This window comes from Bradyrhizobium sp. UFLA06-24 (assembly GCF_054967145.1).
The window spans coordinates 62,789-86,390 of the sequence record NZ_JADFUE010000029.1 but is presented as its reverse complement, the minus strand read 5'-3'; the positions used below and the strand labels follow the sequence as shown (position 1 = coordinate 86,390).

The following is a 23,602-nucleotide window of genomic DNA, read 5'->3' as shown; positions in this document are numbered from 1 at the left end:
GTCTCCGAAGGATTTTGCGGCCGCCAAAGCCGAAACCTCTCGATCAGCGAATTAGTGAACATGCACAATTGCGAGCGCAGTGAAGCAATCCACAAAGCCCTCCGCGGAGACAGTCTGGATTGCTTCGCTGCGCTCGCAATGACGGAGTTTGTGGGACCGACTCGAACTAAGCCGCGATCAGATCGTCATACGCCGGGTCAATCGTATCCTCCGCGACCAGCTCGTCGCAGAACAGCCTCGCCTCTTCGCGCGCGGATTCGGTGGCGAAGCGGCGCAGCAGGACCATCAGTGGCTCGGTAGCGCCTCTGTCGGTCTCGCAATGGGTGAGGACGCGCTCGACCATGCGCCGACGCAAGCGCGCTGCGGTGTCGTCGGTGTCGACAAAGCCCTGCTCGTGGCACGCATCGAGCGCGACCTGGAACGCGGCAAACGTCGCTTCGGGCAACCCGGCGCGGCGAAGCAGCGCGTGTAGACTGTTGCCGCCGCGATCGTGCAGCAGTGCGGAAACGCGCGCCAGCGGCAGGTCGGCGAGTTCGGCAAGAGCCGCATCGAACAGGTCGAGATTGCTCGACAACAATGCGCGCAGGATCAGGCCCGCGGTGAGCTGGCCGGTGATCCGCAGATGTTTCACCAGATCCTGCATATCCTCACCGCGCGAGCGCGCTGCGATGTTCATGGTGGAGCGATCGCGCGCCTCGATCGTCATGCGCTCGGCACGGTCGGCGCTGAGCCAGTTCCGCGCCACGACGAATTGGGCCAGCGTCTCGGAGAGCTTGGCCACCAGAGCGGCACGAGTTGCGGCTGGAATGTCTTCCAGCACCAGCATTGCCTCGCGGATCGCGGCGAGATGGCCGTGTCGCTCGACAATGCGATTCCAGGAGAACGGCGCGAGCTCGGCGTGGGGGTTTTCGATCAGCTCGAGTGAGGCGGCCGCGCAGCCGACTTCGGCGATCGCAGCACACACCGAGGCCGGCAACGCGATGCGGCGGGCAACCGCGCATTGCACCTCCTCATCGCCAGTGGCGACGATGTCGACGAGATCGGCGTCGACCAGCAGCGGCGAATGTTCGAGCACGGGCAGCGCCACGGTGGGCTGGTCCGTCGACAGCGCCCGTACGATCGAGGCCGGCGCATCAAGGCTGCGTGCAAAGGCCTCGGCCAGCGCCTGCCGCACCAGCGGCGAGGGATCGTCGAGCAGCATCAGCAGCGCGCCCTCGGCCGCGACACGGTCATCATGGGAAAGGTCCGAGATCAGCCAGGCCCGGGCCAACGCCCGCGTTGCCTCCGCCCGCTCGCCGGCGGGCGCCGTCCTGATCCAATTGATAAACTGCCGAACAATCATGCTGCTTCCGGCTTACACAACAAACGAAAATGGTGACGGCCCGTCACCTGCAACACAAAATAAACCACGACGCTTAACAAAGCGTTCACCATAACTGGCTGGTTTTATTGATGATTTGTTAAGGGCTGGAAAGCGCGACGACGCGCGTCAGCTCGAGAACGTGCCGCTGCGATCGCTGAAGAGATCAAGCGGTTGCGGCGGACGCACGTCGGGCGTCGCCGATGCGACCGAGGTCAGCGAGGCGTTGTTGCCCCACAGTTTCTGCACTGTCGTCGAGACCGGCTGCCCGACGTCGCCGGGCTGATAGATCGAGCGAAATGCCGGCGCGGAAGGTGCATAGTCGGCGTCGGTCGTTGACGATGTCGCGCTCACCGGCGCGACGCCTCGCGCGTCCGGGAAGCTCTGGAGAAAAGCGGCGTTGTCGATCACCGGCGCGGTCGGCTGCACGCCATTGACGCTCGCGACCTGCGTGGTCGAGGGCGTAGCGCCATACATCGCCATCGCGCTGCGGGTGACCTTCGAATTGGCCGCGCTGGCGTAGCGCGCGTCCAGCACCGAATAGACTTCTGAGACACTGCGGGCACGGCCGTCCCTGGCGTAGAAGATCGAGCGGTTGGCGGAGGCCGCGTTCGGAAACAGCCGCGCCCCAACCGCCTGCGGATTGTCCTCGGCATTGGCGATCAGTTTCGCCGCGCCGCCGACGCCCATGAAATGGGCCATATAGAGCTCGCTGTCGGAGGGCCTGCGGCCGAGCAGACCGGTGAGCTTGAAGCTGTTGGACTGCGTCAGCGCCGCCGCCATGCTGGAGGCGGCCTCGGGATCGTCGCGCAACTTCATGATCGACCGCTTCATGAAGGGGTCATCGACGGTGTAGCTGCCCGACGAGGTCCTGGTGATGGCATCGGCGTAGTTGCCGTACCCCAGCTGGGCTCCTGCCTCCTTCACCGTGCCAAGCCAGGTCTGGTCGATGAACTGATAGAGCCCGTGCGCGGACGAGGTCGTGGCTCCCGCGGTCGGATCGAAATCGGATTCCATCTTGGCAGTCGTCAGCATGTATTGGAAGCTGACGCCGGTCCGGTTGGAGACCTGCTTGATCGCGCCAGCCACACGCGTCTGCGACGGATCGAGAAACGCCGTCTGCGAGGCACTGGAATTGTCGACCGACATGATGGCGTGACCGGCCCGCGCGGTGTTTGAGGCGCCGGCAATTCGGACGCCTGATGGTCCACCGTGGGGCAATCATGGTTAACGCCGGGTTAATGGGGCGGCGGCGACCCCGCCCCGAGTCATTCCGGGGCATCGCGCAGCGATGAGCCCGGAATGAAAAGTTGCTATTGCTTGTAAACGTCGTTCGGATCGAACAGCCTGTCAGCATCAACGAAGACAAGCCTTGCATCCCCAATATCGGCTTCAACCTTACGATAGAAGCACGACCTGCGGCCGGTGTGGCAGGCGGCACCGATCTGCTCGACTCGAATCCAGACCGCATCCTGGTCGCAATCGGTGCGGATCTCGACCACGCGCTGGGTCTGACCTGACGTCTCACCTTTTCGCCACAAGGCATTGCGCGAGCGGCTGAAGTACCAGGCTTCGCCCGTTGCAATGGTTCTCCGCAGCGCCTCGTCGTTCATGTGCGCGACCATGAGGACGTCGCCAGTCGCGACGTCGGTCGCAACGACCGTCACGAGGCCGGCGGCATCGAACTTGGGGAGGAAGACCAGGCCTTCCTCGATCTCATGGGAGTGAGCGGACACAGCAACTCTCGCCAGTCATTCGCGAGGTCAGCGCTGCAGGCCTCGCACCAGGGACAGGAAACGAGCCTGCTCCGCCGGATTGTCGCGGAACATGCCGGTGAAGCGGCTGGTGAAGGTGGAGGCGCCATGCTTGGCGACGCCGCGCACCGACATACAGGTATGCTCGGCCTCGATCAGGACGGCAACGCCGCGCGGCTTCAGGATTTCGTCGATCGCCGCCGCGATCTGCGCCGTCAGATGCTCCTGGGTCTGGAGCCGACGGGCGAAGATGTCGGTCAGACGCGCGAGCTTGGACAGGCCGACGACGCGCTCCACCGGCGTATAGGCGATATGCGCCTTGCCGTAGAACGGCATCATGTGATGCTCGCATTGCGAGGTGAACTCGATGTCACGCACCAGCACGAAGTCATCATAGCCCGCGGTCTCGCCAAACGTGCGGTCGAGCACCTCGGCCGGGCACTGATGATAACCTTGATAGAGCTCGTCGAATGCCTCGACCACGCGGCGCGGCGTATCAATCAGGCCCTCGCGCTGCGGGTTCTCGCCGATATAGGCGAGCAGCGTCTTCACCGCCGCCTCCGCCTCGGCGCGCGCCGGGCGCGGCTGGTCGGCACGGACGGCCACCGCGAGGAATTCGGCAGGATCGAGCTCCGCCGGGCGGCTGTCAGGCTGCCGGTCGGAAGGCTTGTTCGGGCGGATGGATTTGATCGTCGCGTCCATGTCTACTCCGTTCGACGGCCTTGCGGCCGGAGTGTCACCGGCAGACGGGGCGGACAGGCCGCCGGACGCCTGAAGAGAACTATCTGGCGAAAGGGTCACTCGGCAATAACGCCGGCAGCGCAGATCTGGATCACCGCCAAGGCACCGCCGGGCTGTTTTTCCGCCAGTTCCAACCCTATATAGGACCATGAACGACGCCCGCCAAGGCCGATTGGGCAGGTAAGTGTTGGACTCCTCACATGCTGAACGACATCTATAACAAGCGGATCATCGAGCTGGCCGGGAATATTCCGCGGCTCGGGCGATTGCCGGACCCCGACGCCAGTGCCACTGCCCATTCCAAGTTGTGCGGCTCGACGGTGAAGGTCGACCTCAAAATGGAGGGCGACACCGTCACCGACTTCGCCCATGACGTGAAGGCCTGCGCGCTCGGACAGGCCTCTTCATCCATCATGGCAAGTCGCGTCGTCGGCTCGACTGCGAGCGAACTCCGTGAGTTACGCGAAACCGTTCGCAAGATGCTCAAGGAGAATGGCGCTCCTCCTGAAGGCAAATGGGAAGAGATTAAATTCCTCGAGCCGGTCCGCGATTACAAGGCGCGCCACGCCTCGACACTGTTGACCTTCGATGCCGTGGTCGATGCAATCGGCCAGATCGAGGCCAAGGCGAAGCAACCGGCCACCGCGCAGGGCTGAAGCTGGACTAGGCTCTTACTTCTGCGGCGCCGCAGGTGGCGCCACCACGCCCCCGGTGGGAACCACGGCTTCCGCCGTCTTGGTCGACTTGGCAGGCTGAGAGTCTAGCTCCTGGCCGAATCTGGCCTGAGTCTTCGGTGCAAGCTCCGCGACGGCAGGCGCCGTGACGTCCACATGCGGCAGCACGTCGGCCACGAGGTCCGTCGTCACGAGATTGGTCACCTTCAGCTCGGCTGGGTCGAGCTCGTGCAGATCTTCCCAGGGCGGCACGTTCAGCGCGAGCGACAGCAGATCACCCGCACCGCCCATATCGAAGGTGTATTTGGCCAGCCGGCCGATGTCGCGTTCCACGATCATCAGATCTTGCGCGGTGTAGCTCGCAGCCTTGGCGTCGTCGGCGCGGTCGCCCATCCAGATCTGATGGACGCGAACATGAGCCGCTTCAGGCACGTAGCGCTTCTTGCCGGCCAGCAGCAGGAACACGCACATGGATTCGCAATAGGCTTCCGAGGCGACCGCCGGACGGGCGCCCTGCCCGTTCTTCTGCGTGATGCCGACCGTGGTGAGAAGGCCGAGCGTGCGGAAGCGCCGGCCGAGCGTGATCGCGTCGTTGACGGAACCACCGCTGGAATCGAGTACGACAGTGGCGCCCCCAAGCTGGCGTCCGCGGGCAAAGTCGTCAAAATCCTTCGGAGTGTCGGCCGTGATGATGCCCACCGCGCTGACCCAGCCGCGGCAATTGGGCTCGCAGGCGACCCAGTTAAATCTCATCGGCAGCTTGCGCTCTTCAAGCGAGGCGCCAGCTTTGGCCAACGAACCTGATGTCGCAACGGCGCTCGCCAACACGACACCACAAGCGGCGGTTCCCACCAGCAACCAGCCGCGAAGATTGAGCGACTTCAAAAGTTTCAAACTGGTCCCTTCCCCAAGCCCCAAGGCGATTCAGGCAAGCCCCGTTTCGACGTTCCAACGAGTGTACACATGGACGTCACAAAAATGGTATCCGGGCGAATACAGATCGTCCATAGGTACTTGCTGCACTGCTCCCAAAAAGCATGCAAAATATGGCGCCTCCACACCAGCTCGCTGTTCCCTGCATTGGAACCGCGCAGCAGGGCGCACAGGATATCGGCACGGCGCATATGAAGCACTCAACCTGCGAGCATTGTTCCGCTCCCGTCGCCGAAGCACTGCGACTGCCGCGCAGATTTGGTCGCGCGCTGATCTGGCTTTACCGGCATTCGCTATCTCCGCTGGTCGGATACAATTGCCGTCATCTACCGACCTGCTCTGTCTATGGCGATGAGGCGATCGAACGGTTCGGACTCTGGGCCGGTGGCTGGATGACGCTCGCACGCCTGTTGCGCTGCAATCCCTTTGGCACGTCGGGTATCGACAATGTGCCTCTCACCACTTCCCCCGATGCGCGCTGGTATTTGCCCTGGCGCTACGGTCGGTGGCGCGGCGTCAATCCATCTTGAGCTTGTTGCAGCGCTTTGCGCATCTCTGCCCTGAGCGGAACCGGAACTCTGGTGTCGGATTGTTGTGACGCTCCCACGGGAGGAAACAACGATGCGCTGGAAAATCAGCCCTCATTGTCATTTCAGGCGTGGCTTACATTTTGGCCTTCATCCAAGAGATCACGATCCCAGAACCACCGACATGCTCGCGATCATCGCGCTGCTCGTGCTGGTCCTCGGCTCCGGCTGGTATCTGTCAGCAAGCCTTGCGACACCGCCGAGCACGACGGCGTTCATCGTGCCCAGCCAGAGCGTGCGTTGGTAGTTAGTGGAACCAGAAGAAACGTCCCGGCGGCGGTGGAATCGGCTCGGGCGGACGTGGTCGCTTCGGCCGCGGCGGCTTCGGCGGCGGCTCGGCGGATGATGTGGTCTCCGCCGCCGGCGCGCTCTCGCTTCCCGGCACCTTCACCGCCAGCAGCAGGTTCGACTCATGCATCCGCCAGCGATAGCCGACGCCGAAATCGATCGGCTGGGCATGGGTGAATAATTCAGCGTAGCGCTCCTGGTAACGAGCGGGGAATTCCCCGATCGGTCCGAGATAGCGGCCGAACGGGAAGAACCGCCATTGCCGCGGATTGTAACTGGCGAGCGGAATGCCGGAATCGTCCTGGATAATGGTCGCGCTGTTGGCGAGCAGCCAGTCGCGGACCACGGTGAAATTGCCGGAATGCAGGAGGTAGGAGGCGCTCTTGATCAGGCTGTTGCCGGGACCGAGCGTTTCGCAGAATTTCAGGAAGCCCGCCGCACGTGCGCCAGGATTGGAAAGGTCGGTGGAAAAATAATACAGGGTGCGCGCCTCGCCGTCGCTGCCGACAAAAGTGATGCGTACGCCCCGCGTGGCGTTCGGCCCCGGATTGTCGTTGCCTGTATGCACGCCGCCCTTGTCGTCGAGCGCGACCATCTCGACATTGCGGATGGTTTTGCCCGAGCGCGCCAGGAAGACGTAGAGAATCGGCAAGGTACCGTTGACCTGGTTGGCGTGCAGGTCGACCTTCATCTGCTTGGTGATGAAGAAGGAAAAGCTCAGGATCGAGCCGAGCGAGCGCTCGACATTGTAGAGCGCGGCATTGACCGCGCCGCGCGGCAGCCTGGTCAGATCGGGCACCGCACCGACCGGCTCGAGCGCACCCAGCACGTAAGTGGTGGCCTTGGAATAGAACGCGTTGGCATAGAGGAAATCCGGGCCGCTGAAGAAGTAGAACATGGTCGGCCGGGGCGCGGAGAGATTGACGTCGGACCAGTCGCGAATCTTCGATATCTGGCGCTGCTCGAGCTGGGCGAAGGCGCCATCGAAGAATTTGGCGTGATGCTGCCAGGACGGGTCCTTGGTGAGCGGCACCAGTGGGGAGTCCGCCGATGGCTGCATTCCAGCGAGGAACCGGGCGGTGTCGTCAAAGGTGACGTCGCCCGCACATGCGGACGAGATGGCCGCAGCCAAAAGGGCAAGTGCGACGGCCGCAAGTCTCATGGTTCGAAACATGTCTATTCGCGATTGTGTGATGGGGCAGCGGCGGCCGGCCGCCTGCGGAAAACAGCATAAATGAACAGGCCGGAGAGCATGACGAGCATCCCTGACAGCGACTGCACGGGTCGCTCGGTCAACAGGTAGTACATCATGGACGCGGTCACGAGCAGGAAAACGAGCGGTGTGAACGGGTATCCCCAGGCGCGATACGGTCGCGGCAGATCGGGATCGGTGATGCGCAGCTTGATCACCCCGGCAACGGTGAAGAACGAGCAGAACAGCAACGCGAACTGGATGAAATCGAGCACCGCCTCGAAGCTGCGCGTGAACAGCAGGAGATTGGCAACGGCGAGCTGAAACAGGATGGCGTAGGCCGGCGCGCCGCTCACCGATTTCTTCGAGAACACGCGCAGCGCCGGGATGTCCTCCCCCATCGTCATCATCACGCGCGGACCGATCCACATCATCGCGCTGATCGAGGAGATCAGGCCGACGCAGATCATCGCGCCGACGATCCGCCCGCCGAGGCTGCCGAAGATGCTGCTCCCGGCCACACTTGCGACGTCGAGCTGGCCGGCCAGCGCACTGATCGGCGTCGAATAGAGGAACACCGCATTGAGCGCGACATAGAGCACCAACACGATCAGCGTGCCCATGAGCAGTGCGCGCGGCAGGCTCTGCTGCGGCGTGTTCATCTCGCCGATGATGTAGGTCGCAGCGTTCCAGCCCGAGAACGAATACATCACGAAGACCAGTCCGATTGCGAAAGGCGCGCTGACGATATGGGCAAGATCGCCCGCCTGGGGGGCAAAGGAGATCGGCTGCGGCGTGCCGATGACGAATCCGGCGACGAGGAAAGCGACGATCAGCACGACCTTGAGGATGGTCGAGATCAGCTGGAAGGCCGAGGAATGTCTGACGCCGGTCAATTGCACGATCGAGACCAGCCACACCACGCCAATCGCGAGCGGGATCGGCGGCAAATCGGGCATGACGGATTTGGCGTATTCGCCGAAGGCCATCGCGGCGAGGGCCACCGGTGCCGCAAAGCCGACGGTGGCCGAGACCCAGCCCGCGAGAAAGCCGAACGCCGGATGATAGGTACGGCCGAGGAAATTGTACTCCCCGCTCGAGCGCGGAAACATCGCGCCGAGCTCGCTGTAGGAGAATACGCCACACAGCGCGACGATGCCGCCAACCGTCCACAGCGCAAGGATCGAGAAGCCCGAGGGGATGTCCTTGACCTGGAAGCCGAGACTGGTGAAGACGCCGACCCCGATCATGTCTGCGACGACGATGGCGGTCGCGACCAGAACGGAAACCCCGGAGCCACCGCCAGTCAACCGCCCGATCCAGGGCGCGGTTTCCGCATCTGATGCCGTCATCTGGTCCTTAGCCTCAGGCGTCGCGCCTCGTGGGAGGCATCGTGCAGATTGGTCCAGTCAATTCAAGCAGGGTTAACAAGGGTTAAATGAGGCGGCCAAATAGGTAATTAGCCACCTTGAGCGACCGCTCTTGGGCAATAAACCCGTAGTCGACCGCGGAAATCCGCGCTCTCCTCCCACAATCGCGACACGATTACGTGGTCTTTTTTGAGCGTTCCGGATGTGGGGAGAGTTTCTCCGGACGCTTAACGTCGCCTAAACGCCAGTCGGCTCAATTATCTCAATATTGCCGATAGACGTGACTTGATAGACGTGACTTGGGGTCATGGGTGGATGGTCGGGGCCGTTCCGAAATTGAAAGCAAACATGCGTGCTGTCCGGGCCGAGACGTCCGGGGCGCGCGGCCGTGCGCTTCGGATCGCCCTGATCTCAGGCTTGGTGCCACTCTCGCTCACGCTGGTTCAATGCGGCCAGTCGCCCAATCCGACAGCGCTTGCCGCGGGCTCTCAGGCCAATGTCCAGGTCGTCGCGAAGACCAATCCCCAAGCCTCCAATCCTCAAGCCAATCGACAAGCGGCAAGCGGCGACACCTTCGAAGATCGCTTTCCTGCCCCGCAGTTCAAAGAGCGCTTCCCCTCGGCGAGCGAGAGCTTCCTGCAACGGCAGATGTCCGACTTCTCGCCCAAGCGCGCCGTGCAGCAACAACCTCAGCCGGAGCAGGCGTCCTACAAGGTCGCCTCGCTCGAGCCGCAGATCCCATACAAACGTCCGCCGCGTGAGGACCTGACGACCCTCGTCAGCATGAAGTCCTCGGCCTTCCCCTATTTCGGCAACAACCCCGCCTCCGACGCGCCCTTCCTCAACATCTCCAAGGGCGACCGCCGCGGGCATCGCAGCTTCTCGGGGCGCGTGTTCTGGCAGGACGAGACCTACAATGACAGCCGCGTGCTGGTGCACGTCCCCGAGCATTTCGATGTGCGCAAGCCTGGCGTGATCGTGGTGTTCTTCCATGGCAATGGCGCGACGCTCGAGCGCGACGTGCGGGACCGCCAGCTCGTGCCGCAGCAGATCACCGCGTCCGGCGCCAACGCCGTGCTGCTCGCCCCCCAGATGGCCGTTGACGCGGCCGATTCCAGCGCCGGAAAATTCTGGCAGCCCGGCGGCCTCAAGCGCTTCATGGAGGAATCGGCGAACCACCTCGCCCGGCTCACCGGCGATCCCAACAGCGCGCGCGCCTTCGCCAACATGCCGATCGTGATCGTCGGCTACAGCGGCGGCTTCCTGCCCACCGCCTGGAGTCTCGAGGTCGGCGGCATTAGCGATCGCGTCCGCGGCGTCGTGCTGCTCGACGCGGTCTATGGTGAGATGGACAAATTCGCGTCCTGGATCGAGAGCCACCGTTCCGGCTTCTTCGTCAGCTCCTACACGCACTACACCGCACGGCGCGACCACGAGCTGATGAGCATGCTCAGGCAAAAGGGTATAAGCGTGTCCGAGGACATGGATGGACCCTTGCGCCCCGGCAGTGTCGTTTTCGTCGAAACCGGCGATGGCATTACCCATCGCGACTACGTCAACCGCGCGTGGACGCAGTATCCGCTCAAGGATGTGCTCGTGAAGATGTCCGCAACGCCGGCGCTGGCACTGGCCCGCGTCGCCAGCACCGCTTCGTCGGCATCGAGCCGATAATTTTCAGCTCTTCTTCAGCTCTTCTTCAGCTCTTGGGCAGCTTCGGAATGCTTTCGGCAAAGCCGTTGAAGCAGGCCAGACGCTCGTCCTCTTCCTTGAGGAAACGGCAGTCGGCGACACCCTTGGCCTTGGGCGCCTTGGGCTTCGGCGCCGGCGGAATGACCGCGTCGTAGCAGTTGAGACGGTCCTTGGTGCCGTCATCGATGTCGAGGCAGGCCTGGAGCCGTAGGGCGATCGATTGCGGCTTGCCTTTTGGTGCCGCCGCGGCCGGCTTGGCAGCGGCCTCCTTGCTCCCAGCCTTGGTCCCCTTGGGCTTCACCTGCACCAGTGGCTTGTCCCCCACCATCGGAGGCTTGTCGGTCTGCGCCAACGCGGAGGCTGAATAGAGCACCGCGGCAACCGCCAGAATCATCCTCATCTCAGTCAACTCTCTTTGGTCCCCACGACTGGCCTTCTAGCGCTCTGATGCGCGGTTTGCCAAGCGCCTTGCAGAGACGAAAACGCCGGATTCAGGCCTTGGCGGCAGCCGGCGGCCGGGGCTGGGTCACGATCACCAGGATCACCGCCAGCACGACGAAGCCGACCGCCACGAAGCCAAGCATATGCAGCTGCTCGCGGGCGAACAGCATCCCGCCAACGGCTGAGCCGACGGCCTGTCCGATATAGAGGACCGATGTATTGAGCGCGACGGTCGCCGACGCCAGCGGCGGCGCTGCTGCGACCAGTCGCACCTGCTGCATCGAATTGGTCGAGGCAAAGCCAAGCCCCCAGATCGCGACCGCGCCCGCCATCAGCACGAGCGTGCCGGCACCGAGCGCCCAGCCCGTCATCCCCGCAAGCAACAGGCAAGTGAACAGCACGGAGGTGCGGTAAGGCCCCGCGGTGTCGACGATGCGGGTCGCGATGACGAGGCCGAGAAAGCCGCAGACGCCGTAGAGCGCGAACACGAGGCCGATCGCATCCGGGCCGGCGCCGGTGAGCTTGTTGAGCAGCGGACCCATATAGGTGAACACGACGAACTGCCCCGACATTTGCAGCATGGTGATCGCAAGCAGGAGCAGGATGATCCTGCTGCGGCCGACCTCGGCCCAGGTCTTCAGATCCACGGGGGCGCCCTTCAGGCCCCCCGGCAGCCGCATGACCAAGAACAGGGAGCTGATACCGCCGAGCGCACCGATTTCGCCATAGGCGGCGCGCCAGCCATAATGGCTGGCGATCAAGGTGATCAGCGGGAGCCCTGCGGCGGCGGCGAGCGACCAGCCCAGGAAGATATAGGCAATCGTGCTGCCGCGCCGCTCCGCCGGCACGATCAGCGCCGCCGTGCCCGCGGCCTGCGGTGTGTACAAGGCACCGACCGCGAGCATCGCCAGGCGGATGCCGAGCAGGGTCGTGTAATCGGGCGCAAAGGCAGAGGCAAGGTTGCCGAGGGCCAGCGCGGCGAGCGTCGTGGTGAGCAGGATCCGCCGTTCAACGCGGCTGGTCAGCCACGCCGTCAGCGGAGAGCCGATGCAAAGCACGATCGCACCAAAGGTGATGAGGAGCCCGGCGGCGTGGATGCTGACATCGAGCCCGCTCGCCAATTCCGGCAGCATGCCCGCCGGCGCCAGCACCGAGCAGCCGGTGACGAGATTGCCGAGCATCAGGGCGGTGGGAGCGAAACGGCGGGCGGCGGGGACATTTTCCATGCAAACGCATGTAGCGGCGGCTCGAGACGAGTTAAAGGGCACGGCGCCAAATAGTTGGGCGCGGCTCCGGATTTTGCGCGCCACTTTCTTGGAAATGCCGGATTGCACAGGCCGAATCGCCTGATATATCGCTCGTTCCCGCTTACCTGCGCTCGTTCGCAGGAGTGAGCCTCAGGAGAAAAGCAATGTCCGACCAGCCCAAATCCGAATCCGGCTTCCAATATTCCCTCAGTAACCTGAAGCCCGTGAACCCCGCTGCCAAAATCACCCTCACCTTCCCCGACGGCGCCCAGCGGCAATATGACAAGGGCATCACCGGCCTCGACATCGCCAAGGGCATCTCGCCGTCGCTGGCCAAGCGAACGGTGGCGATGGCGCTCGATGGCGTGCTCACCGATCTGAACGATCCGATCGAAGCCGACGCCAAGCTCAGGCTGGTCGCGCGCGACGAGCCGGAGGCGCTCGAGCTGATCCGCCATGACTGCGCTCACGTGCTGGCAGAGGCCGTGCAATCGCTGTGGCCGGGCACGCAGGTGACCATCGGCCCGGTGATCGAAAACGGCTTCTATTACGACTTCTTCCGCAACGAGCCGTTCACGCCGGAAGATTTCGCCGCGATCGAAAAGAAAATGCGCGAGATCATCGCGCGCGACAAACCCTTCACCAAGGAAGTCTGGGACCGCGAAAAGACCAAGCAGGTGTTTCGCGACAAGGGCGAGGCCTTCAAGGTCGAGCTGGTCGACGCCATTCCCGGCAACGAGCCGATCAAGATTTACTACCAGGGCGACTGGTTCGATCTGTGCCGCGGTCCGCACATGACCTCGACCGGCAAGGTCGGCAATGCATTCAAGTTGATGAAGGTGGCCGGCGCGTATTGGCGCGGTGATTCCAACAACCCGATGCTGACCCGCATCTACGGCACGGCCTTCGCCAAGCAGGAGGACCTCGACGCTTACCTCAAGCAGATCGAGGAAGCCGAGAAGCGCGATCATCGAAAGCTCGGACGCGAGCTCGACCTCTTCCACTTCCAGGAGGAAGGTCCGGGCGTGGTGTTCTGGCATCCGAAGGGCTGGACCATCTTCCAGCAGCTGATCGCCTATATGCGCCGCCGCCTCACCGGCGATTACAGCGAGGTCAACGCGCCGCAGATCCTCGACAAGGTGCTGTGGGAGACTTCGGGCCACTGGGGCTGGTACCGCGAGAACATGTTCGCGGCCCAGTCCGCCGGCGACGAGGCCGAGGACAAGCGCTGGTTTGCGCTCAAGCCGATGAACTGCCCGGGTCACGTCCAGATCTTCAAGCACGGCCTGAAGAGCTACCGCGACCTGCCGCTGCGGCTTGCCGAGTTCGGCGTGGTGCATCGCTACGAGCCGTCGGGCGCCATGCACGGCCTGATGCGCGTACGCGGCTTCACCCAGGACGACGCGCATATCTTCTGCACCGAGGACCAGCTCGCCGAGGAATGCCTGAAGATCAACGATTTGATCCTGTCGACCTATGCCGACTTCGGCTTCACCGGCGATCTCACCGTGAAGCTGTCGACGCGGCCGGAGAAACGCGTCGGCACCGATGCGATGTGGGATCACGCCGAGCGGGTGATGGCGACGGTGCTGCGCGAGATCCAGGCGCAGAACAATCACATCAAGACCGAGATCAACCCGGGCGAAGGCGCGTTTTACGGGCCGAAGTTCGAATATGTGCTGCGCGACGCCATCGGCCGCGACTGGCAGTGCGGCACCACGCAGGTCGACTTCAACCTGCCGGAGCGGTTCGGCGCCTTCTACATCGACCATGACGGCGGCAAGAAACCGCCCGTGATGGTGCACCGGGCGATCTGCGGCTCGATGGAACGCTTCATCGGCATCCTGATCGAGCACTATGCCGGCAACTTCCCGCTCTGGCTCTCCCCGGTGCAGGCGGTGGTCACGACCATCACTTCCGAAGGCGACGAATACGCCAAGGTGGTGCTGGAGCAGGCGCGGCGCGCGGGCCTTCGGGTCGAGATCGACCTGCGCAACGAGAAGATCAACTACAAGGTCCGCGAGCACTCGCTGGCCAAGATTCCGGCGCTGCTCGTGGTCGGCAAGAAAGAGGCCGAGACTCATTCGGTCTCCGTCCGGCGGCTCGGCAGCGACGGCCAGAAGGTGATGACGACCGCCGAGGCCATCGCCGCGCTGGTCGACGAGGCGACCCCGCCTGACGTCCGGCGGGCGCGCGGCGCGGTCTGATCCCTGAAATCAATCTAAACTCGCTTCCGGTTGCGGGCGTGCATGCCTATCTGGGCATGGCACGCCCGACGACCAGCCGAAGAGACCATCACAATGCTTGACGCCATCGAACTCCTGAAGACCCGCCGCTCGGTCAAGCCGCGCGAGATGACCGGCCCCGGCCCCTCGCCGGCCGAGCTCGAAACCATTCTCACCATCGGCGCGCGCGTGCCCGATCACGGCAAGCTCGCGCCCTGGCGCTTCATCGTTTTCGAGGGCGAGGCACGCCAGCGCGCCGGCGAGGTGATTGCCAAGGTCTTTGCCCGCAAGAATCCAGGTGCGCCCGCCGCCGATATCGAGATCGAGCGCAAGCGCCTCACCGATGCGCCGCTGGTGATCGGCATAGTCAGCTTCACCAAGCCGCATCCGAAGGTGCCGGCCTGGGAGCAGGAATTGTCGGCAGGCGCCAGCGCCATGAACATCGTCACGGCCGCGACGGCTCTCGGTTACGGCGCGGCCTGGCTGACGGGCTGGTTCGCCTTCGACCGCGACGTGCTTGATGGCCTGGGCCTCAAGGCGGACGAGAAACTCGCCGGCCTCGTCCACATCGGAAAGCCGACCAGGCCGAGCGAGGATCGTCCGCGCCCGGTCTTGTCTGACATCGTGACGCGTTTTTAATCGAAGACTTGTTGACGCTCCTGACGTCTTGCGGCTTTGTTCCCGGCGAGGGAGGAAGCCCGGATGAAGCGTCGTGAATTTCTGGTCGGGGCCGCGATGCTGGCCGGCACGATGGCGCGGAGCCGCGCCGGCGACATCCCCGCCCCCTCCGCAGACGGAATGCGGCGCATCACCTCGTTCTTTGAGAACGAGGTCACCACCGGCCGATTGCCCGGTGCGATCGTGCTGGTTCAGCAGCACGGCAAGCCTGTCTATTTCAAGATGTTCGGCGTGCGCGACGTGAGGACGCGGCTGTCGATGACGCCGGACACGATCTTCGCGATCCATTCCATGACCAAGCCGATCACCAGCCTCGCTGCGATGATGCTGATCGACGAGGGCAAGCTCGCGCTGACCGATCCCGTGTCGAAATACGTCCCGCTCTTCGCCGGCACCAAGGTGGGTCTCGAGGTCACCAAGCCCGACGGTTCGCTGTCGCTCGATCTGGTGCCTCCGGTTCGTCCCGTGACGATCAGGGATCTGATGCGGCACACCTCCGGCATCAGCTACGACTATATCGGCGGCAAATGGGTCGAGCTCGCCTACAAGGAAGCCGACATCTTCGCCGGCCAGTTCGACAACAGGGAATTTGCCGATCGCATCGCCCGGCTGCCGCTGGCGCGGCAGCCGGGCACGTTGTGGCGTTACGGTCATTCCACCGATGTGCTCGGCAGCGTCATCGAGATCATCACCGGGCAGAATTTATACGACGCCTTGAAGCAACGCATTCTCGACCCGCTCGGCATGACCAACACGAAATTCGTGCTGTCGACACCGGACGAGATCGAGCGCATGGCGCGGCCGCTGCCGAGCGACCAGATCCTGCTCGATGCCGAGCGCGAACGGCTTGCCCATCGGGAATGGCAATCCGGCGGCGGCGGCCTGCTCTCGACCATCACCGACTATCAGCGCTTTTCGCAGATGCTGCTCAACGGCGGCGAGTTCGACGGCAAGCGCTATCTCAGCCCGGCCGCCTTCAAGGACATGACGACCGATCAGATCGGACCGGGCTCCGGCGTGGGGCGCGACTATTTCTATTTCCCGGGCGACGGCTTTGGCTATGGCTATGGTCTCGCGGTACGCACCGATCCCGGCGACGCGAAACCGCCGCCGCCGGGCTCGCTCGGCGAGTTGAAATGGGACAGTGGCAGCGGCACCTATTTCGGCGTCGATCCCAAGCTCGATATGGTCTACCTCCTGATGCAGCAGACCCAGAACGAGCGTGGCCGCATCACCCCGGCGTTCAAGGCGCTGGTCTACGATTGCTATCCCGAGGCGCTACGCCGCCCGTGAAGCGCGCTGGCCGAAATCGGCCAGCAACTTTGCGATCTCCGCCGCCGGCCGCGCAGCGCTGAACAGGAAGCCCTGCACCTCGTTGCAGCCTTCGGCGCGGAGCCAGTCGAGCTGGTCCTCGGTTTCGACGCCCTCCGCCGTCGTCGTGATGTTGAGGCTACGACCGAGCCCGGAGATCGCGCGCACGATCGCACCGCAATCGGGCCGCTGCGCCAGATCCTTGACGAAGGAGCGGTCGATCTTGATCTTGTCGAACGGGAAGCTGCGCAGATAGCTAAGGCTGGAATAGCCGGTGCCGAAATCGTCCATGGAGATGCCGACACCGAGCTCGCGGAGCTGATGCAAAATCGCGAGGTTGGCATCGGTCTCGGCGAGGAAGATCGACTCGGTGATCTCGAGCTCGAGCCGCCTCGGCGACAGGCCGGATTGCCCCAGCGCCGAGATCACGACCTGAACTAGATTGCGGCTGCGGAACTGCGCGGGCGACAGATTGACTGCAACCTTGACGTCAGCGGGCCAGTTCACCGCTTCCGCGCAGGCCTCGCGCAACACCCACTCGCCGAGCTGCGTGATCAGGCCGATGTCCTCGGCCACCGGAATGAACTCCGCCGGCGAGATCATGCCCTTGTCGGGATGACGCCAGCGCAACAGCGACTCGAAGCCGGAGATTCGGTCGGAGGCGATCGACACCAGCGGCTGGTAGTGCAGCTCGAACTCGCCATTGGCAAAGGCGCGGCGCAGATCGAGTTCCATGTCGCGGCGCTTCTGCGCCTGGAGATCCATCTCGCGCTCGAAGAAATGGTGCACGCCACCGCCGTCGGATTTCGCCCGGTACAACGCCATGTCGGCGTTGCGCATCAATTCCTCCGATGTCACGCCGTCGCCCGGGGACAGCGCGATGCCGATGCTGGCGCCGATCACCATCTCCTGACCGTCGATGTCGTAGGGCGACTTCAGCATGTCGATCAGCAAGGTCGCGCAGGCGCTCGCCTCGTTCGGCGAGACGTCGGCCGCCAGAATCACGGCGAATTCGTCGCCGCCGAGCCTCGCCGCAAGATTGGCGCCGCGAACCGCGGTGATCAGGCGTTCGGCGACCTGCTTGAGCAGGCGGTCGCCTGCGGGATGCCCGAAGGAATCGTTGATGTTCTTGAACAGGTCGAGATCGATATAGAGCACGCCGACGCGCTTGCCGCCGGCCTGGTCGAGCGCCTGCTTCAAGCGCTCCCGGAAATATTCCCGGTTCGGCAGATCGGTAAGTCCGTCATGATGGGCCATGTGGGCAATCCGCGCCTCGGCCCTGCGGCGCTCGGTGATGTCGACCACCGCGACCAGATAGCCGTCGCGATCGCCGAAGACGACGCGACGGCCGAACGTCAGCACCTCGATCTCGCTGCCGTCGGCCCGCAGGTGCCGCCAGTTGCGCGAGGAATGATAGGCATCGCCGATGCGTTCGAGCGCCTCGGCGTGGCTATCCCACTCGTCTTCCGGCCAGATCTCGTGCAGCTTCATGCGGAGAAACGCCGCGCGGCTGTAGCCGTAATGCTGGACTGCCGCGTCGTTGACGCCAAGGAACTGCTTGGTTTCGGCGTCGAACACCCACATCGGCATCGGATTGTTGTCGAACAGCAGGCGAAACGAGGCGTCGCGCCGCTTCAGGGCCGTGACGTCGGAGATCGTCAGCGAGACCACGTCGGCGAACGCGGTGGCGCTGAGCCGGAGGTAGCGGCCGTCGTGCTCGATTTCGAGCTGCTCGCCGCGACCCCCGGAGACGGCCTTGAGCAGGAATTCCATGATCTCGGGCGCGGCCAGCAGCGTGTTGCCCTCGCCGATCCGCCGCCACAACAAGCCGGCGCTTTCGACCTTCAACAGCAGCCCCGCGCTCTTGTTGTGATGCACGATCTGCAGATCGAAGGGCTTGCCACCAGCGTCACGTAGCGTCGCCAGCGAGACCACCGCATCGTCGGTCGCGGCGAAAATCGCGTCCAGCAGATTGTACTGCGCGCCGCGCTCGTTGACGTAGACCCCCACGAGCTTGGCGCCCCAACGCGAGGCCGTCGGCATTGCCAGCAGATCGTAGGTCCGGACCATGCCGTCGCGCACGCAGTGTGCGCTGGCCTGGTGCGGCTGTCCGCTGCGGAGCGCGTTCGCCACGGCTTCCGACAGCGCGGTGGCGCAATCCGGCGACAGCTCCGCGACCGGAATGTCCCAGCGTTCCTCGCCGAGCCATTTCTGCACATAACGTCCGCTGCGCGACAGCTCGAGCGTACCCTCGCCTCTGAGCAGCGCGATATGATCGGCCAGCCGCCCGAGGCTACCGAGCATCACGTCCTCATATCGCGGCAGCCGGTCACCCGGCTTCAACGCCGCGCGCCATTTGCGCTGAAGCACCGGGATGTCGTCAAACATTTCGGTGGCCGGTTTGCCCGGCATCTTCTTCGCGGCACTCATTGCAGTCCCCAACGCACTTTCGCGCCGCATCCAAGGCAACCACACTTAATGCCTTGTAAAGAGCGCCCCGCCGCGGGTTCCATTCGGCTGATATGACAGTTTTAAGTCGAGCGATGGTTAGCGTGTTTTAGAGACTATGACAGTTGTGCAAAGGCGATGCCTTGGATCTGCACACAGGTGCATCCACAACGTCATTGCGAGCGCAGCGAAGCAATCCAGAATTCCGCCGTGGAAAGACCCCGGATTGCTTCGCTGCGCTCGCAATGACGGAGGGGTGGGCGACACTGTCGCTCTGCAAATTGCATCTTCATCGCAGACACAGCTTCGCATTCTCGCGGCTCATCTCGCCCGAGCTTTGCTTGGTCGCCTTGCCCGCTCATGAAAGAGGGCGCAGGGAAGACCGGGTGCCCGACTGGCACCCGCGGTCCACTGTGCGATGGGTTGCGCTACAAGAGGCTGCACAGCGGCATACAGGTGAAGCCGAAACGTCCGGCCTTCCCTGCGCAGTGGTTTGACGGCTTATGTCGTGATCTCCCCGGGGAGCGATGCACTATTGCCCCCGTCGCCTTGCAGATGGCTGATGTGTGCATCCGGTTGGACATCGCACACCACCGCAAGACTTGGCGCACAGACCCCGGGCGCCAGGACCACACGATTTTGCCGTACGCAGGAACACACCGGTCGTATGCGCGATGGTCCCGCTCACGGTTGCCCGCCCTGCAAAACCTGATCGCGCCGACGTGACCCACGCCCACCGCCGTCCGGCCCGCGTCGTGACGATCGCGATACGCCCCTCTTCCTCGGGCCGGGTTGCGCGATACATACGCCATTTCCGAATTTCGGTAAAGTGAAATATTTGCGACCGCGCGGATTGACCCACGGTCGCGTGTTTTGCCGTCGGGCAACGCAAGGCTTCGTGGCCCGAATGGAACTACGACACCTTTCCCGCCAGCCGCTCGACAACCAGGTCAAGCAGCGCCCGCAGACGCGCTAGCCGCTTGAGATCGCGGTGATAGCCAACAAAAGTGTCGCGGCCAGGCGGCGTCACGCCGATATCGAGCGCGACCAGACGGCGATCGCGATCACCCACCGGGCGCGGCAGCACAGCAAGACCGCCACCGCTGGCGCAGAGCTCCGCCTGCACCTGTCTGTTGTTGCTGCGCAAGGCGATTTCGGCCTGCGGCAGCGTGCGCTTCAGCCAGATAGCATCGGGCATATCGGCGAATTCCGCGTTCATGGTGACGAGCCGGACGCCGCTGCCGTCGCCGGCCCGCGGTGGCTTGCTGCCCTTCTTGCCGTAGAGCGCATAGGGAATGTGCAGCAGCTTCCTGGAAATGACCTCGGGCTCGCTGAACGGTTTGATGCGAAAGACAAGGTCAGCCTCGCGCCGCGGCAGGCTGTAGAGTCGCGCATCGGTCAGGAGCTCGACGATCACCTTGGGATGGCGTTTGCCAAAAGTCGCGATGACAGGCGACAGCATCAGCGTGCCGAACCAGTCCGACGAGGATAAACGCAATGTGCCGTCGAGCTGCGTCTCCGTCCCCGTCGTCTGGCGCTGAAGCGCAATCGCTTCCTCCTCGATCCGCTCGGCATGCGCGAGCACTGCCGTGCCTTCGTCGGTGAGCACAAAGCCGTCGGCCGTACGCTGGAATAGCGTCTGCCCGAGCGCCTGTTCTAGCGCGCGCAACCGCCGCCCCATCGTCGGCTGCGTTTGCCCGATTTTTCGCGCGGCCGCGCCGAGCGTGCCTTCGCGCGCGATCGCCAGGAAGATGCGCAGATCGCTCCATTCCATCGTCGTCCCCGCCCATTCAAAAATGCACGATCATCGTACATCCTTGTTCCTTTCCATGCAAAAAGTCATGGGCATATTGGAGGCCGACAACGGAGCACGACGATCATGACCAAGCCATCGACAATGCGCGCGGGCGTTCTGGAGACCCACAACGGGCCCCTGCGCATCTCCACCGTCTCCCTGCCCAGGATCGGTCCGCGCGAGGTGCTGGTGCGGGTGCGCGCAAGCGGGGTCAATCCGCTCGACACCAAGATCCATGCCGGTGCAGCCGCGCATGCACGCCATCCGCTGCCCGCAATTCCCGGGATCGATCTCGCCGGCGTAGTCGAGCAGACCGGGCGCGAGGTCTCGCGATTCAAAGCTGGCGACGAGGTCTATGGCATGACCGGCGGCGTCGGTGGCGTGCAGGGATCGCTCGCCGAATTCGCCGCTGTGGATGCTGACCTGCTGGCGCTGAAGCCGGCAAATCTCAGCATGCGCGAGGCCGCCGCCCTGCCCCTCATCTTCATCACCGCGTGGGAAGGCCTGATCGACCGTGCCGCCTTGAAGGCCGGGCAGAAAGTATTGATCCATGGCGGCGCGGGCGGCGTCGGCCATGTCGCGGTCCAGATCGCACGCGCGTTTGGCGCGGACGTGTTCGCGACTGGCTCGGCCTCGCAGCGTACGACCATCGAAGGCTTTGGTGCTGTATTCATCGATCGAGACGCTTCGGTCGAGGCCTATGTCTCCGCGCACACCTCGGGCCGCGGCTTCGACATCGTCTACGACACTGTCGGCGGTAAGGTGCTCGATGCGTCCTTTACGGCGGTGCGCCGCTTCGGCCATGTCGTCAGCGCGCTCGGCTGGGGCACGCATGCACTGGCGCCGCTGTCGTTCCGCGCCGCCTCCTATTCAGGCGTGTTCACGCTGCTGCCGCTGCTGTCAGGGGAAGGCCGGACGCATCACGGAGAGATCATGGCGGAAGCCACGCGCCTCGCCGAGGCCGGCAAACTGGTGCCGTTGCTCCATCCCAGGCGCTTTACGATGGAGAGCGTTGGCGAGGCCTATGCGTTGATCCGGGACCACACCGCCAAGGGCAAATTGGTGGTCGATATCTAACGGCACAGAACTGCCGCTAATCCTCGCTCGACGCCGCGGAGCGGTTGCGCAAGTAAGCCTGCGACAGCAGGAAGAACAGCGCGCGCTCGCCATGGTATTTGGCCGACGGCCGCGTGCGTTCGAAGCCATCGGCAAAAATCTTGCCGGAGTGGTCGCAGACCTGCCACCGCCAACCGAACCGCTTGCGCCTGGTGAGGATCACTTCGAACATGCCGACGCGCTTGGTCCCCTGCTCCTTGCCGGTCACGCGAGCCTACCGAAGGCTGCGCCGGCTTCCCCCATTGGACGGACGCCCGACATATAACGTGGCAGGACGGAAAGCGAATGAAATTGATTATCGGAAATATGTATCTTGCACGGTTTATTGCGAAGTCGCGACGCCCGGAATAAGCCGACGCCGCCGGTGTTTTGCCGATCTTGCAGCGCAGTTCGACGGCACGGACGGGTCGCGCTTCCCGTGCATTCAAACCAGAACACAGAATGTCTGATGCGGTGAGCGCCTGCTCACCTCACGCACGGCGATAGAGGTAATCGGAGGTGGCGTCTGCGTGCGCTGAACGAGAGTTGAGGCGAATCCCGGTGAGGACCGAGCCGGGCTCCGCTGGCGACCCAAACAGCGCTAGTGCGCGACGACTTCGACTTCGCCGTCGACGCCGTTCACGACGTTGAAGCCCCGCTCGTAGACCTTGCCCTCGTTCTTGGCGATCGCGCGGTATTCGCCTTCGGAGAGCACGACACGCGGGAAGGCGCCGATCGATTCCTTGATGACGTCGCCGCCCGGCGTCAACACCGACCAGGCGGTGTTGGCGAGCGCCTCGCCGCCCTTGTCGCTGACGAGCTTGAGCGTGATCACGGCGGCGCGGTGGGTGATGGTGACGTCGGTGAGCTTGCCTGCCTGGACGCGGATGTCCGAGCGCACCACCGAATTGGCGTCCCCGTAGTTGGAGATGATGTAGTAGGTGCCCTCCGGGATCAGCACGACGTCGCCGGCGGCGACGTTCGGCACCAGCGCGGCACGCTCACCGGATTCGAACTGGCTGCCCTTGTAGATCGCGAACGAGATCTGGTTCTGCGGGATGCGGCTGGTGCCGACGCGCCCCTCGATGCGCAGCCCCCCGGCCGGGAGCACGAAGGATTCGCGGTCGGTCTCGGCCTTCAGGCTGACGGTGCGCACCGCGCTGACGAGGCCGAAGGCGACGTGCACGACGTAATTGCCGGGCGGCAGCACGATGTTGGGCGTGGCGTTGCGATCCTCGCGGATCAGCTTGAAGGTGCCATTCTCGTCGGGACGGTCGGCAAATACCCGCCAGACGAGGCCACTGGTGATTGCAGGCGTGTCCTTGCCGTATTTGGCCGACAGCGACAGCACGGCCTGCCCAGGCGCGGCCGCATTGAGGGGGGCTGCCGGCGGCACGGTCGTCACCGCGGGCGGCGGCATGCTGGGCGTATTCGGCTGGGTCAGGGTCGGCGGCAGGCTGGGCGGACCAGCGCCCGGACCTGAGGGCGGCGCGAGGCTGACGGCGCCGCCTGGATCGGGCACCGAAGCCGGCGGCACCGGCGGCGGGCGATCCGAGAAAAGCTGCGCCTGAGCGGCATTTTGGCCCAGGACGAGGAGGCACATGGCCAAGACAAGCGCCGGCAGCAGCCTGCCGCCGCGCCGCCATCCGATGATGCCGTCACCCCCTGGAGTCATGCCCCCTGCTTTTCACCGAAAACGCGGCAAATTCAAGCCTCTGAAACCCAGGGAAATACGGCTTGGCGACCGATCTTTGGAACCCGGTTGACGCCTGCG

The 23,602-nt window shown here is 63.9% G+C and carries 21 protein-coding genes; 8 read left to right on the top strand and 13 right to left on the bottom strand.

Annotated features, from left to right (window positions below):
* Window positions 1-166: 166 nt before the first annotated feature.
* From IF809_RS22920 to folE, 4 genes are all read right to left on the bottom strand, one after another.
* Window positions 167-1,342 (bottom strand): DUF2336 domain-containing protein, encoded by a 1,176-nt coding sequence (locus IF809_RS22920; protein WP_462838607.1) that lies wholly within the window; start codon window positions 1,340-1,342, stop codon window positions 167-169.
* A gap of 147 nt (window positions 1,343-1,489) precedes the next feature.
* Window positions 1,490-2,509 (bottom strand): lytic transglycosylase domain-containing protein, encoded by a 1,020-nt coding sequence (locus tag IF809_RS22915; protein WP_453997053.1) that lies wholly within the window; start codon window positions 2,507-2,509, stop codon window positions 1,490-1,492.
* Between the two features lie 164 nt (window positions 2,510-2,673).
* Complete coding sequence (hisI, locus tag IF809_RS22910; protein WP_453997051.1) at window positions 2,674-3,096, bottom strand: phosphoribosyl-AMP cyclohydrolase; 423 nt, start codon at window positions 3,094-3,096, stop codon at window positions 2,674-2,676.
* Between the two features lie 27 nt (window positions 3,097-3,123).
* Window positions 3,124-3,816 carry a GTP cyclohydrolase I FolE gene (gene folE / locus IF809_RS22905; protein ID WP_453983272.1) on the bottom strand — a complete coding sequence of 231 codons (693 nt, stop codon included), beginning with the start codon at window positions 3,814-3,816 and terminating at the stop codon, window positions 3,124-3,126.
* A 239-nt stretch (window positions 3,817-4,055) separates the two neighbouring features.
* On the opposite strand from folE, the gene IF809_RS22900 reads away from it, so the two are divergent.
* On the top strand, window positions 4,056-4,511 hold the full coding sequence (locus tag IF809_RS22900) for an iron-sulfur cluster assembly scaffold protein (protein WP_128965666.1): 456 nt from the start codon (window positions 4,056-4,058) through the stop codon (window positions 4,509-4,511).
* A 15-nt stretch (window positions 4,512-4,526) separates the two neighbouring features.
* On the opposite strand, the gene IF809_RS22895 is transcribed toward IF809_RS22900, so the two are convergent.
* Entirely contained in the window at window positions 4,527-5,423 is an 897-nt protein-coding gene (locus IF809_RS22895; protein WP_462838606.1) for a COG3904 family protein, read from the bottom strand.
* Window positions 5,424-5,653: 230 nt separating this feature from the next.
* Between IF809_RS22895 and yidD the strand changes: the two genes are divergently transcribed.
* On the top strand, window positions 5,654-5,992 hold the full coding sequence (gene yidD / locus IF809_RS22890) for a membrane protein insertion efficiency factor YidD (protein ID WP_453983633.1): 339 nt from the start codon (window positions 5,654-5,656) through the stop codon (window positions 5,990-5,992).
* A gap of 91 nt (window positions 5,993-6,083) precedes the next feature.
* Window positions 6,084-6,296: a hypothetical protein gene (locus IF809_RS22885; protein ID WP_453983270.1), complete on the top strand. Its 213-nt coding sequence runs from the start codon at window positions 6,084-6,086 to the stop codon at window positions 6,294-6,296.
* Here IF809_RS22885 and IF809_RS22880 read toward each other — a convergent pair whose 3' ends face one another.
* Together IF809_RS22880 and IF809_RS22875 are read right to left on the bottom strand one after the other, a co-directional pair.
* Window positions 6,297-7,511, bottom strand: a complete 1,215-nt coding sequence (locus tag IF809_RS22880; protein ID WP_462838605.1) for a hypothetical protein — start codon at window positions 7,509-7,511, stop codon at window positions 6,297-6,299. It abuts the gene before it with no gap.
* 2 nt (window positions 7,512-7,513) lie between these two features.
* A complete protein-coding gene (locus tag IF809_RS22875) occupies window positions 7,514-8,881 on the bottom strand; it encodes an APC family permease (RefSeq protein WP_453983268.1) in 1,368 nt (455 codons plus the stop codon).
* 366 nt (window positions 8,882-9,247) lie between these two features.
* Here IF809_RS22875 and IF809_RS22870 point away from each other — a divergent pair, with 366 nt between their 5' ends.
* Complete coding sequence (locus IF809_RS22870; RefSeq protein ID WP_453983267.1) at window positions 9,248-10,570, top strand: alpha/beta hydrolase; 1,323 nt, start codon at window positions 9,248-9,250, stop codon at window positions 10,568-10,570.
* Window positions 10,571-10,595: 25 nt separating this feature from the next.
* Here the strand turns inward: IF809_RS22870 and IF809_RS22865 are convergent, their stop codons facing one another.
* Window positions 10,596-10,988 (bottom strand): hypothetical protein, encoded by a 393-nt coding sequence (locus IF809_RS22865; RefSeq protein WP_462838604.1) that lies wholly within the window; start codon window positions 10,986-10,988, stop codon window positions 10,596-10,598.
* 91 nt (window positions 10,989-11,079) lie between these two features.
* On the bottom strand, window positions 11,080-12,255 hold the full coding sequence (locus IF809_RS22860) for an MFS transporter (RefSeq protein ID WP_462838603.1): 1,176 nt from the start codon (window positions 12,253-12,255) through the stop codon (window positions 11,080-11,082).
* A 185-nt stretch (window positions 12,256-12,440) separates the two neighbouring features.
* Here IF809_RS22860 and thrS point away from each other — a divergent pair, with 185 nt between their 5' ends.
* The 3 genes from thrS (at window position 12,441) to IF809_RS22845 (ending at window position 16,472) form a co-directional block, all read left to right on the top strand.
* Window positions 12,441-14,483, top strand: a complete 2,043-nt coding sequence (gene thrS, locus IF809_RS22855) for a threonine--tRNA ligase (protein ID WP_453983264.1) — start codon at window positions 12,441-12,443, stop codon at window positions 14,481-14,483.
* Window positions 14,484-14,576: 93 nt separating this feature from the next.
* Window positions 14,577-15,140: a nitroreductase family protein gene (locus IF809_RS22850; protein ID WP_453983263.1), complete on the top strand. Its 564-nt coding sequence runs from the start codon at window positions 14,577-14,579 to the stop codon at window positions 15,138-15,140.
* Between the two features lie 63 nt (window positions 15,141-15,203).
* On the top strand, window positions 15,204-16,472 hold the full coding sequence (locus IF809_RS22845) for a serine hydrolase domain-containing protein (protein ID WP_453983262.1): 1,269 nt from the start codon (window positions 15,204-15,206) through the stop codon (window positions 16,470-16,472).
* Here IF809_RS22845 and IF809_RS22840 read toward each other — a convergent pair.
* Both IF809_RS22840 and IF809_RS22835 read right to left on the bottom strand, forming a co-directional pair.
* Window positions 16,458-18,920, bottom strand: coding sequence for a putative bifunctional diguanylate cyclase/phosphodiesterase (locus IF809_RS22840; RefSeq protein WP_462838602.1), 2,463 nt, complete (start codon window positions 18,918-18,920; stop codon window positions 16,458-16,460). The two genes, IF809_RS22845 and IF809_RS22840, sit on opposite strands and share 15 nt — an antisense overlap.
* Before the next feature lie 931 nt (window positions 18,921-19,851).
* Window positions 19,852-20,712 (bottom strand): LysR family transcriptional regulator, encoded by an 861-nt coding sequence (locus IF809_RS22835; protein WP_462838601.1) that lies wholly within the window; start codon window positions 20,710-20,712, stop codon window positions 19,852-19,854.
* 105 nt (window positions 20,713-20,817) lie between these two features.
* Between IF809_RS22835 and IF809_RS22830 the strand changes: the two genes are divergently transcribed.
* Complete coding sequence (locus tag IF809_RS22830) at window positions 20,818-21,810, top strand: zinc-dependent alcohol dehydrogenase family protein (protein WP_462838600.1); 993 nt, start codon at window positions 20,818-20,820, stop codon at window positions 21,808-21,810.
* A gap of 16 nt (window positions 21,811-21,826) precedes the next feature.
* Here the strand turns inward: IF809_RS22830 and IF809_RS22825 are convergent, their stop codons facing one another.
* Both IF809_RS22825 and IF809_RS22820 read right to left on the bottom strand, forming a co-directional pair.
* On the bottom strand, window positions 21,827-22,057 hold the full coding sequence (locus tag IF809_RS22825; RefSeq protein ID WP_462838599.1) for a hypothetical protein: 231 nt from the start codon (window positions 22,055-22,057) through the stop codon (window positions 21,827-21,829).
* Window positions 22,058-22,429: 372 nt separating this feature from the next.
* Window positions 22,430-23,503: a hypothetical protein gene (locus IF809_RS22820; protein WP_453983254.1), complete on the bottom strand. Its 1,074-nt coding sequence runs from the start codon at window positions 23,501-23,503 to the stop codon at window positions 22,430-22,432.
* Window positions 23,504-23,602: the final 99 nt, after the last annotated feature.